Genomic DNA, 12,505 nt, shown 5'->3' on the forward strand with positions numbered 1-12,505 from the left:
GGATCGGGCTCCGGGGGGTGGGTCACGGCAGGTCCTGTTCGTCCAGCTGCATCAGCTGGGCCGGGTCGGGCGCGATGAGATCGGACATCCGCAACGCCTGCCGTTCGGTCATCTGCTGGAAGATCTGGCGGGCGGTGCGGCCGTTGCCGAACTGCGCGTTGCGGGGGATGCGTTCGACGTACTCGGCCAGCGCCTTGCGGGCCGCGGTGGTCAGTTCGTAGCGGTGCCGCTGGGCGTGGTGCTCGACGATGCTGACGAGCTCGGACGAGCTGTAGTCGGCGAAGGTCAGACTGCGGGTGAAACGGGAGGACAGACCCGGGTTCGAGCCGACGAAGCGGTTCATGTCGTCGGGGTATCCGGCGGCGATGACGACGACCTCGTCGCGGTGGTCCTCCATGAGCTTGACGAGGGTGGCGATGGCCTCGGCACCGAAGTCGTTGGCGGCCCCGGCGGGGACGAGCGCGTAGGCCTCGTCGATGAACAGCACACCGCCGCGGGCGCGCAGGAAGGCCTCGGTGGTCTTGGGACCGGTGTGGCCGACGTACTCGCCGACGAGGGCGCTGCGGTCCACCTCGACCAGGTGCCCCCGGGAGAGCAGGCCGAGGGCCTTGAGGAGGCGGCCGTAGAGGCGGGCGACGGTCGTCTTCCCGGTGCCGGGGTTGCCGGCGAAGACCAGGTGGCGGCTGAGCGGCGGGGCGGGCAGACCGGCCTGTTCGCGCAGCCGTACGGTCTGCATGAGCTTGACCATGCCGCCGACGTCCCGCTTGACGCCGTCGAGCCCGACCAGCTCGCCCAGTTCGGCGAGGAGGTCCTCCAGCGTCTCCGGCTCCGGCTCCGGTTCGCCCTGCTCGTACAGCTCCGCGCCGACCGGGGTGGGCGCGGGTTCGGACGGCCGGGTCGGGGCGCCGGGTCCGGCGGGCCGTGACGGCGGTGTGCCCGGCCGGTCCGTCAGCGTCGGGAGTACGGCCGTGCGGACGCGGATCGCCGCGCAGTCCTCGAAGACCGGTTCCGCCCCCTCGGCGAGACCCACGTCCTGGCCGCAGTCGAAGACACGGCAGCCCCGGAAGCGCACATCGGCGCCGGCGCCGATGTGCAGGGCGGGGAAGGCGGAGCCGGTCAGGTCGCAGTGGTCGAAGGTGCCGTGGGCCGAGTCGCCGACCAGGATGCCGTTCTTGCCGCTCCGGTCGATGCGGACGCCGTCCACCTCCGCCGTGGCTCCCCGGCCCAGTACCAGGCCGCTGCCGGCGGCTTCCGCGATCCCGCCGCCGGTCATCGTGAGCCGGCCGCCCGCGTCGACGGCGACCCCGGCGGCGCCCGCCCCGGCGATCCGGGTGCCCTGGAGCACGGCGGCGGAGCCGGTGCCGATCTCGACGCCGCTGCGGCGCTGGCCGAGGGCCGTGCAGTCGCGCAGTTCGCTGGGCCGGGCGGCCGTGGACCGCAGGCGCACGCCGGTCTCGCCGCCGGTGACGCGCACCGCGTCCAGAACGACCCTCGCCTCGTCCTCGACGTGCACTCCGCAGTTTCGGAAGCCCTCCAGGGTGCTGTGCGCCACCTCGGCCTGGGCGCCGTCGACCGTGGCGAGCGCGTGGTCGTCACCGCCGCGCACCCGGCTGCCGTCGATCACGGCGACGGCGCGCTCGCCGAAGTGCAGGGCAGTGCCGCCCGCGTGGTCGACCACTGTCTCCTCCAGCAGCACGGTCGTACCGCCCACCGCCAGCACCCCGTGCCCGCCGGGTGTCCCGATACGGCAGCCGCGGGTGTTGAGCCGGGCCGTGTCGGCGGCCTCCAGCCCGTTGCCGCCGGGCTCGGTGATCCGGCAGTCGGTGAGCTCCGCCCGGGCGGTGTGGGAGACCCGCACCCCGGACCGTACGGCCGCGTCGATCCGGCATCCGGTCAGCACGGCCGCGGCGTCGTCCTGCACGAGCACCCCGTTGCGGCCGGCGCCGGTCAGCACGCAGTCCCCCGCCAGCAGACGGGCCTCGCCCCGCACCCGCAGCGCGGACCCGGAGACGCCTCGCACCCGCAGCCGCTCGGCGAGCAGCACGGCGGTGCCGGAGAGCACCACGCCGATGCCGTCGACCTCCTCGATCAGCGTGTCCTCGGCTCGCGCGCGGGCATCGCCCGTCAGGTGCAGGGCGGTGTTGCGGGCGCCGCGCAGTGCGGTGCGGCGCAGCAGCAGGACGCCGCCGCCGTCGACCGGGTCGGCCAGTTCGGCCGCGAGGTCGGCGTCGGGGCCGAGTGCCGCGTTGGCCGCGGCGGAGGAGCCCGCGGACGAGCCGAGCACCTCGATGCGGCCGCCGCCGAGCTCGCACTCCTGGAGGGTCAGCGCGGCCGCGTCCTCGACCCGTGCGAGGGGTTCCGCGGGGTCGGTGCCCCGCAGCACCAGGCCGGTGAGCACGCAGTCCGGGGCGGTGACGGTGACGGCGGGCCCCGCGGGCGGGCACACGACGACGGAGCCGACGCCGCCCTCGGGTTCCAGGACGACCCGTCGGGTGAGCCGGAGGGTCTCCGGGTACTCGCCGGGCTCGACACCGACGACCGCGCCCGCGGGGGCGGCGGCCAGTGCGGCCGCGATGGTCCGGTGGGCTCCCCTGCCCCTGGCGGCCACGCGTATCACCGTCATGCGGTGGTGCCTCCGTTCGAGCCGTCGGCCGGGTGGGTGTAGTAGCCGGGGCCGATCGACACGGTGAGCTCCTTCATGAGGAACAACTGGTAGAAGGTCTTGTCGATCAGCTTGCCGGTGGCGCCGATCGCGATGGTGTCCAGGAAGCCGCCGCGGTGGAACCAGCGCCCGGCCAGGTTGTTGGTGAGCAGCGTCCGCCCGAGGCCGGTGCTGATGCCGCCGATCGCACCGCCCGCCATGCCGATCGCACCCGCCAACAAGGCGTCCGTGCCCGAGAGTTTGACGGTGTTGCCGTCCTTGTCCTTCACACCGAAGACCGCCGCCGTTGCCGCCCCGCCGACGAAGCCGGCCACCATGCCACTGGCCAGGCCCACACCGAAGTCGTAACTGCCCGTCCGCCAGCGGAGCACCTTCTCGTTGCCGGCCCACTCGTCGCCCCAGTTCTTGTCGTTGGGACGGCGGTTGTACGGGTTGCCCTCGTCGACCTGACCGAGCCCGGTCCGCCACGGGCCACCGCGGTAGGCGGCGAGGTGCCCGGCGGAGAAGGTGCCCTTGACGCCCGCGCTGACGGTCGCGCCGAACGCGGCCTTGGCCACGTCCGTCACACCGAACGGCGTGCCGGTGGCGGCCGCGACGATGCCGTAGACCGCCAGGTTCATGGTGAAGTCGAGGATCCACTCCTGGACGAACTCGACGAGGAGCTGCCGCCCGGCCCGGTAGGCGAACGGGGTGACGGTGGACGCGCCGTCGACGCTGGCGCCCCACTGCCAGATGTTGGCTTCCTTCCAGGTCCGGCTGAAGCCGCGGAACTCGGCCAGGGCGCCGGTGAAGTTGGTCTCCCGGCCGACGAGGGAGACCCGGCCGAAGGTGTCGGTGTGCCAGACGAGTCCCGCGACGGTCCGCTGGTCGATCATGGTGACACCGTCGGTGCCGTAGCGGCGCCACTGCTTGTGCCAGTCCTCGCTCTCCAGGTAGGTGCCGTCCCGGAGTTCGACCTTGCGGCCGATCTCGACGCCGTTCTCGTACTCCTTCCACACGTGCGGATCGATCGTGCCGAGGCCCGCCGGGTCCACGGTGTACTCGCGCACCCGGTGGGGGGCGTCGGTGAACCAGGAGGTGCCCGCCGGCTTGGCCGGGATCTCCTGGACGATCTGGTTCGTGCCGGGGACCTGGTCCTGCCAGCGGGCGCCGGGGCGCCAGTCGGGGAGCTGGGTGCCGTCGGCGTCGAACCACCGGCGGACGCGGTCGCCGGGACCGGTGCCGAAGGCCTTGACCATGCCGTCGGCGCCGACCTTGTTCCAGTGCCAGGTCCGGCCGCCGGCCGGGTCGGGGACGGACCAGGCGTCGACCGTGGTGCCCTTGGCGAGGAGCCGGTGGTCGCGGACGAGCTGTCCGCTCAGGTCGAAGTCCTGGAAGGTCTCCCGGTCCCAGCCCCAGGGCGTGACGTCGCCGCGGTGGTGGTTGAGCTTGCGGACGCCGCTGTTGCCCAGGCTGTCCGTCCAGCGCACCGTGCCGTCGAGCATGCCGGTGGAGGTGACCTGGATGTGGTTGCCGGTGCCCGCGGGGTCGGGCCAGGTGTCCTGGCGGGCGACGACGAGGCCGTGGTGGTCGTAGCGGGTCCAGTCGCCGTTGTTCAGGTGGGCCGGGGGCGCCTGGCCGGGGGCCGGGCGGTACTCGACGACCGTGCCGTCGTCGAGACCGGACCGGACGACGTTCCACTGCCGCCCCGGGATGTTCGGCGTGTACCAGTCGCCGCCTGCGGGGCCGACGGCGACCCGGTCCTGCCAGATCACCCGGCGGCCGTCGATCGTCGGCGAGGTGAAGTCGGCGCCGTTGTAGGTGCGGTGGCCCTGCGGCTTGCCGGCACCCTGCGACCAGGGCAGGTAACCGTCATGGCGGGTCACGCCGGCGGGCAGCTTCACGTCGCCGACGGTGAGGGTGTCGCCGTTCAGCAGCTTGCGGCTCTCGCGGACGACGACGCCGGTGCGCAGGACGTCGGTCGTGGTGTCGGCGCTGACGAACCGCATCCCGTGGACGGGGGCGCCGCCGCCCGCCGGGGTCTGGGTGAAGTGGTGCACCTGGAGGTTGTTGTCCCGCTTCAGCCAGGGCACCTGGTCGAGGTTCATGGCCCGGTACTCGCCGCTCGTCAGCCACTGCCAGGAGACCGGGGGCCGCTGCTCGGCGAAGCGGCGGGTCTCCAGGAAGTCGCCGTTCTTCAGCGTCACTCCGGCGCCGTTCTCCTTGCCGTGCGCGGACCAGGACGTGTACTCCGCCTTCGGCACGCCGTCCGCGCCGATCTTCGTCTGGTGGAAGCGGCGCACGTCGTGCGGGGACCAGGTGAAGCGGCCCCACTTCTCGTGGACGACGACGCTCTCGCCGGTCCTGGGATGGAGCATGGTGTCGGTGAAGCCCCGGCCGGGGCCCCAGTCGCGGGTGCCGTGGGCGATCGGCCGGTGGTCACCGTCGTAGCGGGTCCAGGTCGTCTTCGCGAAGGACTGGGTGAGCGGCTTGTTGTCCAGTTGGGCCAGGACGTGTCCGCCGTCGGGGGTGGCCTGGAAGTGCCGGACCCGGGTGTCGATCCCCATGGTCGTGGTCACGTCGAACCAGCTGCGGCCGCTCTCGCCCCAGTGCCGGGTGCCGTGGCGGACGACGGCGCCGTTCGCGTCGTACTCGCTCCAGCCGCCGCGCTGGTTGAACCGGCCGAAGTCACCCACCCCGGCCGACGAGTGGTAGGCGTCGAGGACGTGGCCGCCCGGCAGCGTCCTGCGCTCGAAGACGGTGCCACCGGAGTGGCTGACGAGGTGGACCCGGCCCTGGCCCAGGCCCTTGGTGTCCAGGGTGCCGCCGTCGTACCACCCCCGGGCCCCGGTGAGCGGCCGCGGGGTGCCGGCCGCGTCCAGGCGCACGCGCTCCCAGGTCGGCTTGGTGACGCCGTCGCTGGGGTGGGTGACCTTGAGGTACTCGTTCGGCTTGACAGTGCCCTTGGTGACGACGTCGATCCGCTGCTCGGTGATCCTGCCGAGGTTGTCGTACAGCTTGTACTCGCCCGCCCGGACGCCCGGGAAGCCGTCGACGCGGTAGCCGCCGCCCGGCTGGGGGGTGACAGTGTGTCCGCCGGGCGGGACCGGGCTCAGCTCACCGTCGAGGAGCGTGTGGGTGTCGGTGCGGATGAAGCGGGTGCCGACCGAGTCGGTGAGCTGAACGGCGTCGAACTGGTGGGCGCCCTGGCCGTCGTGGACGCGGAACACGCCGGTCCCGGCCGTGTCCGCGGCCGCGAGGTCGACCCGGCCGCCCGCGTCGACGAGGAGGATCTCGCCGTCCTGGGTGATCCGGAAGCCCGCTCCTGACGGCCGGGCGGCGACCCGTACGTCGTCCAGCCGGGCCAGGTCGGCGTCGAGCAGGTTGACGGCGCCCGCCGGGTGGAACTCCAGGAAGCGGCCGATGGGGGCGCCGCCGCCGTCGACCACGCCCCGGGTGACGGTGAACGTGCCGCCGGGGCCGGCGGTGACGGAGGCGTGCGGTACGGGGGCGCCGTTCATGTCCTTCAGCACCGGGACCGGGTTGGCGCCGGTCGCCGGAGTGTGGACGAGGCCGCTCCCCTGGGCCGGGGTGAGGGTGGCGATGTCGTCGGTGTGCACGCCCTGGGCGTCGACGGCGACGTGGGTGTCGCCGTGCTGGATCCGGAAGCCGCCGCCCTGCTGCGGGACGACGACGGCACCGTCCAGGCGGGGCGGGGTGCCGCCGAGCCCGATCCGGATCTCGCTGCCGGCGAGGGGGCCGCCCTGGAGGGTGAGCAGGTCGTGGGTGTGGGTGCCGTCGAGGCCGTACACGGTGGTCCGGTTGTTCGGGGCCGGTACGTGGAATTCGTCGCCGACCCGCGTGATCGCTCCCTGGTCGACACCCGCCAGATCGGTGCGTGCCAGAGCGCCGCCCGGCGTGACCGGTACGAGTGCCACGTGGCCGGTGCCCTGGAGCGGGACCACGATGTGGGTGCGGGTCCCGGAGCCGTCGAGCACGTGGCCGGGGGTGCCGCCCAGGTCGACGTGGAGGCGGCTGCCGGCGAGCGGGCCGCCCTGGACGTCGAGCAGGTCGTGGGTGTGGGTGCCGTTGGCCGCGTCGAAGACGGTGGTGCGGTTGCCGAGGGCGGGGACGTGGAACTCGCCGCCGACCGACGTGATCGCACCCTGGTTAACGCCGGCCGCGTCCACCCGCACCGGGGTCCCCTGACCGGCCGGGATGTGCACGAAGTCGTTCGTGCCCCGGAGAGTGAGCACGTCGTGGGTCCGGGCGCCGTCGAGGCCGACCACGAGGTGCCGGTTGCCGTTCTCGATGCGGAACGCGGTCGGCGGCTGCGGGGTGGGCGGTACCGCGGGGTGCTGGGGGGTGACGGTGGCGCCGGCGATCCGGTTTCCGGCGGCGTCGACCAGGTGTTGGCCGCGGAGGTAGCCGCCGCCCTCGATTCTGATCGCCTCGTGGGAGAAGGCGCCGTCAGCGGTGTGGACGGCGACGACGCCGGCCGGAGTCTGCGGTGTGCGGACGTGGAACATGCCCTGCACCTGGGTGACCGTGGCGCCGGGATGCGGGACGGCGAGCGCGTCGGTGAGCTGTGGGCGGCCGCCGCCGGTGAGCACGTACAGGTTGTTGCCGGCGGTGCCGCCGGTCAGTTGGGTGCCGGTGCGGCCCGGGAGGCCGGTCGCCGGGTCGTACAGCTGGAAGCCGCCGGGGGTGGGGAGGTTGAGCTCGCCGCCCGTGTAGAGCGCCTGGCCGGGCGGGAGCGGGGGCCCGGACACCTGCCGTACGGCGTTGGCGTCGATCAGGTCGACGGCGATCCGAGTGCCCTGGTGGGGGCCGCCCGCGAGGGTGATGAGTCGCTCGTCGCGGATCGGGGTGAGGGTGCCCGTGGCGTCCGGGGCGAGGTCGATCCGGCGGATCTCGACGGCGCTCACGGTGTGGTCGACGCGGACGAGGTCGGTGTTGTCCGGGCCCGCTCCGGGGAGGTGCTGCACGGTGATCGGCGGCGCGCCCACCGCGTGGACGGGGGTGACGCCGGTGATCCGACCGGGGGCGGCGCCGAACTGGACCTGGAGCTGGGCGTTGGTGACACCGGGCACGTTCACGGTGGTGGGGGCGTTGGGCGGGCCCTGGACCGGCTGGTTGACCGGCGGCGGGGTGAGCAGGCCGGCCTGACCTTGGCTGTGGGGCGGCATCGAGCCGAGGACGTGGGAGTTGGCCAGGGTGCCCGGCGGGAAGTGCTGCATGCCGCCGGCCGGCGCCCAGTTGTCCGCCGCGCTCAGGTGGTACGTCCACTGGTCGGTGCCGCCGTTGTTCGGCAGGGCGCGCTGGACGACGAGGACGTCCTGGCTGTTCTGGACGGCGTGCCAGGCGGTGACGCCCTGCACACCGCCCGTGTCGACGTGGACGTTCGTGCCGTGGGGGCCCGTTCCCGGGGTGACACGGACGCTGACGCCCGGCAGCGAGGAGTCGATGTTCGTGAACGTGTGCAGGAAGTTGAACTGCTGACCGGTCATCATCCGAACCTCGATGGTCCGGGAGGCCAGCACCGCCAGGTCCACCCGGCCGAGCTTCGGCAGGTCCACTGCGTAGGAGCCGGGCGTCGGCGCGCTAAGGCCGCCGGTGTTGGCGGGGGTCGGTGTCGGGGTCGGGGCGACATGGGTGACGTCGGCGGTGGGGGTGTCGACGCGGGCCGGGGCCGGGGTGGGGGTGGTGACATGGGCGGCGGCGGTGCCGAGGGCCGGGACGTCCACGTGGGCGAGGTTCACGGCGGGGGTGTCGGCGATGGCCGCCGGGACGTCGACGTGCGCGGCGGACGCCCCGGAGGGTACGTCGGCGTGGGTGAGGTGCAGGTCGGCGCCGTTCGCCCCGCCCGTCCCCACCGAAGGCACCTCCACCCGGCCGACGTTGACGTCGGCACCGCTCACCCCCCGCACGTCGACCGACGGCACGTCGGCCCGGGCGATGTTCACGGAGGGCAGGTCCGCGCGCCCGGTGTGCACCGACGGTGTGTCGAAGCGGGACAGGTTCACCGACGGCAGGTCCAGCCGCCCCGCCGACGGCATGTCGACACGGGCGATGGTGCCCGCCGCCGGGATGTCGGTGATCCGCGCGTCCACGCTCGGCATGTCGATGTGCACGGCGTGGGAGCCGGACGACACCGAGCCCAGGCTCGGCACGTTGACCTGCCCGACGGAGGGGACGTCGACCTGCCCGGTCGCCGGGAGGTCGATGTGCCCCACCGACGGTGTCGACACCGACGGCAGGCCGTCGAGGTGGCCGACGCCCACCGAGGGCGGGGAGATCCGCGCGCCCCCTGCTCCGACGGAACCCAGGCTCGGCACGTTGACCGGTCCGCCGACCGGCGCCCCGGCACCCGTGCTGATCGACGGCACGTGGATACCGCCCGTCCCCGGCGCGGTCACGGAGGACACCGGGCCCAGCGTCGGCAGGTCGATCCGGCCGACGCTGCCGAACCCGCCCGTCGAGGGGATGTCGACGACGCGGGCGTCGATGCCGGGCACCGAGACGGAGAGCTTGCCGCCGAGGCCGTTGAAGCCGCTGAGGTTGATCGTGCCGATCGAGCCGGACAGCGAGGTCGGCGACATGTTCCCGAGGCCCGAGGCGATACCGCCGCCCGTCACGTTCGGCGTGAACTGCCCGGTGCTGATGCTGGGCAGGGAACCGAGGCCCGCGCCGGGCCGCAGCACGTCGAGGCCGGCCGCGATGCCGCCGCTGATCTTGCTCGTCGCGCCGAGGAACTGGCCGCCTGCGAAGGCGCCGTAGCGGTACAGGCCGAAGACACCGCGGTCGATGACGCCGATCTTCAGCGCGAAGCCCAGGCCGTGTCCCAGCTCGTCGGCGGCCACGGGCAGGAAGAACCGCAGCCCGTTCAGGCCGCGTACGCCGTTGATCATCGTGGTGCCGAGTGAACTGCCGAGGCCCCGGATGCCGTTGAGACCGCCGATCACGGACCGCAGGCCGAAGAAGGTCTTCGCGCCCATCAGGTTGATCACGGTCAGCTCGGCGGAGGCGGGGATGACACCGAAGCCCTTGCCGAAGGAACCGCCGGTCATCGTGAAGCCCTTGATGCCCGGCATGAACGCCAGGTTCGGGACGTGCAGTCCGCCGATGCCCTTCAACCCGTTGTTCAGCCACACATTGGTGGCCCGGAAGGCGTCGTCGACGCCGAGACCGAGACGGCCGAAGAGGCCGAGCGCGTTGGGACCGCCGAGGAAGAGGTTCCTGCCCCCTGCCCAGGCGTCGATCCCGGCACCCTTCAGGCCCTTCCAGACGTTGGCGAGGTTGATGCCCTTGGTGGTGGGCGCGATGACCCCGATGATCGACAGCACCAGGTCGGTGATGCTCGCCTTGCCCTGCGAGAAGTCCACCGCGGTCTTGATCAGCAGGGCCACGTTGAGCGCGATGGTGAACAGGGCGAGCGGACCGCCGACGATCATCGCCGGGATGACGAGGATCAGCGCCAGCCAGCCGAGTGCCTTCCAGATCTCCTCGCACTCGTCGATGGGCGAGGCGATGCTGTCCGCCGCGTCGCGGATCGTCGACGCGGCCGTGCTCGCCGCGTCCTGGAGCGTGTCCCTGGCGTCCTCGGCGGTGGACCTGTGGGTCTCTCGGCCCGCCTCGTCGTCCTCCGCGAGTGCGGCCGCCGCCTCCAACGCTGCGTCCGCACGCCGCTGTTGTTCACGCATCACGCCTGCGTAGGTGCGCAGCGCGGTCTGCACGTCCACGTGTGCCTGCCGGAAGGTGGACACGTAGTTGCGCAGATCGCCGTCGATCACCTCGCGCAGCGCGTCGGCCGTCTTGCCGACGAAGGCCCCGTCGGTGGTGTCGAGGATGTCGTTCAGGCCCGAGTCGATGGTGTCCGCCAGCTCGACCAGGTCGTCCTGGGAGGTGATCAGCGCGTCGATCCGGTCCGCGTCGCCCGGTGTCGGGTCGCTGTCCAGGCCGAGCGCGCTCCAGTCGGCGGGACGGGCCATCGGTTCACACGCTCCTTCGGTCGGGGACTGCCGCACCGTCCACGCTTCGCGGCGGTCAAAAGGTTCAACCAACGCGTCGTGATTTCCGGTTGAGGACGTTGAACCTTTCGGGGCTGCCGGTGCGTGGAGGGACCGGAAGGGATCCCGGGGCCGCCGGGACAGGACCGAGCGGGAGGCGCGGTGCCCGACTTCTCCATCGACTACGGCGCCCTGCACAACGTGCAGGCACAGATGCGCGACCTCGCGGACGCCGCCGACTCCGGTGGCGCGACCGGGGTGTTCAAGGAGGTCGGCGAGGCCACCAGCTCCGAGCGCAAGGCGCTGTTCGGCTCCTCCGACCTGTCGTACGCCTTCAACCTCTTCTACACACGGTCCAGTTCACGCACGCAACAGGCCAAGGACGGGCTCACCGAACTCGCCGACACCTTCAGCGGGGTCGCGGACGCCTTCTTCAACGCCGACGCCCAGCTCTCCTCCGCCGCCGGACTGATGAGCGGCAGCATCGGCCTGGACGAGTGGAAGAACGACAAGGAGGCCTACGAGAGCTGGCAGAACGACAAGGCCGCCTGGGACGCCTATCTCCAGGACATCGGCGCCTCCGACTACTTCGCCGAACACCCGGACGCGGACATCGGCACGGTCTGCAGCGCCGACGACGCGCCGGGCTGGTGCGAGACGTGGATCAACGACGACGACGCGCCCACCGATCCCGGCGCTCCCCCGGACAAGCCCGCCGACGACCCGCCGACCTCGTACACCTACGAGGACGAACAAGGCAAGGTCGACGTCACGGTCGAACTGGACGACGACTACAACGTGATGAAGGAGACATCCACCATCACCACCCCGGACGGCCAGTCCTACACGTCCGTCACCACCTACGACTCCGCGCCGCAGGTCATCCAGCCGGCCAACGGCGACTCCTTCGACGTCCGCGACTACACGATGGAGACCACCTACGCGGACGGTTCGAAGACCACCACGCAGGTCGTGATCGACGAGGACGGCTCCGGGACCATGACCACCACCGACGCCGACGGCAACACGACCGTCTCCACACGCCCCGGCCCGTACGACGACTGGTCCGAACCCGAGGAGGACGAGGAGTAGTCCCCCGACCGGGCCGGCCCGCAGGACCCATGAGAAAGGTCAGTCACGCATGGCAGCCAACATCTCCCTGTCGTACTCCGAGATCGAACGCGTCTCCAACCTCCTCGACACGAGCGTCGAGGAGACCCTGGTCCCGCGCATGGACGAGGCCAAGACGGAGGTCGACACGCTTCTGGACAACGCCCTGGTCCTCACCAAGGCCAGCCCGGCGCTGCAGGGGCAGTACGAGAAGTTCACCCAGTCCCTGAAGGACGCCACCGACAGCATCAAGGGCTTCGCGGAGCAGTTCCGCCAGATCATGCAGTCCGTCCAGGACATGGACCAGGACATCGCCGACAAGGTCAACAGCAACGGCTGAGCAGCACACGGGCAGCAGGAGGCACACAGCATGGCAGCAACCCTGAGCGGCAACCAGGACGTCGTCTTCGACTACGACGAGATCGCCCGGACCGCGACGAACATGGGCACCAAACTCACCGACATCAGCACGGAGTTGACCAACCTGGAGACCACGGTCAGCAACCTCCTCCAGGACGGCCTGGTCTTCGAGAAGGCGAGCCCGGCGCTCCAGTCGGCGTACGAGAACTTCAGCAAGCAGATGCACGAGTCCGCGGCCAACATCAAGGCGTACGCGGACAGTTTCAACGACATCGCCGAGGCGATCGCGGAGTCGGACCAGACGATCGCGAACGATGTGACCGCGGCGCAGGAGGGCTAGACCCGGCCCGCCCTACGGCGACGAGGGGTGACGCGGTCTCGCGTC

Annotated in this window: 5 protein-coding genes; 3 read left to right on the forward strand and 2 right to left on the reverse strand. The window is 72.0% G+C overall.

All coding sequences use genetic code 11. The annotated features are described in order from the left end of the window. Positions 1-22: 22 nt before the first annotated feature. Positions 23-2,623: a right-handed parallel beta-helix repeat-containing protein gene (locus M2163_RS06180; protein ID WP_280893353.1), complete on the reverse strand. Its 2,601-nt coding sequence runs from the start codon at positions 2,621-2,623 to the stop codon at positions 23-25. Beyond that, positions 2,620-10,632, reverse strand: a complete 8,013-nt coding sequence (locus M2163_RS06185; RefSeq protein WP_280893354.1) for a hypothetical protein — start codon at positions 10,630-10,632, stop codon at positions 2,620-2,622. Before M2163_RS06185 ends, M2163_RS06180 begins: the two co-directional genes overlap by 4 nt. A 180-nt stretch (positions 10,633-10,812) precedes the next feature. Here M2163_RS06185 and M2163_RS06190 point away from each other — a divergent pair, with 180 nt between their 5' ends. From M2163_RS06190 to M2163_RS06200, 3 genes are read left to right on the forward strand one after another with little or no spacing between them, the layout of a single operon-like run. After that, positions 10,813-11,742, forward strand: coding sequence for a serine/arginine repetitive matrix protein 2 (locus M2163_RS06190; protein ID WP_280893355.1), 930 nt, complete (start codon positions 10,813-10,815; stop codon positions 11,740-11,742). 49 nt (positions 11,743-11,791) lie between these two features. After that, complete coding sequence (locus M2163_RS06195) at positions 11,792-12,100, forward strand: hypothetical protein (protein WP_280853883.1); 309 nt, start codon at positions 11,792-11,794, stop codon at positions 12,098-12,100. 30 nt (positions 12,101-12,130) lie between these two features. Then, positions 12,131-12,460 carry a hypothetical protein gene (locus M2163_RS06200; protein ID WP_053851033.1) on the forward strand — a complete coding sequence of 110 codons (330 nt, stop codon included), beginning with the start codon at positions 12,131-12,133 and terminating at the stop codon, positions 12,458-12,460. Positions 12,461-12,505 lie beyond the last annotated feature (45 nt).

It is taken from the genome of Streptomyces sp. SAI-135, assembly GCF_029893805.1.
GTDB lineage: Bacteria > Actinomycetota > Actinomycetes > Streptomycetales > Streptomycetaceae > Streptomyces.

Coding starts and splice junctions, on each gene's coding strand:
- M2163_RS06180 (WP_280893353.1), bottom strand. CDS start 2,623: ATGACGGTGATACGCGTGGCCGCCAGGGGCAGGGGAGCCCACCGGACC.
- M2163_RS06185 (WP_280893354.1), bottom strand. CDS start 10,632: ATGGCCCGTCCCGCCGACTGGAGCGCGCTCGGCCTGGACAGCGACCCG.
- M2163_RS06195 (WP_280853883.1), top strand. CDS start 11,792: ATGGCAGCCAACATCTCCCTGTCGTACTCCGAGATCGAACGCGTCTCC.
- M2163_RS06200 (WP_053851033.1), top strand. CDS start 12,131: ATGGCAGCAACCCTGAGCGGCAACCAGGACGTCGTCTTCGACTACGAC.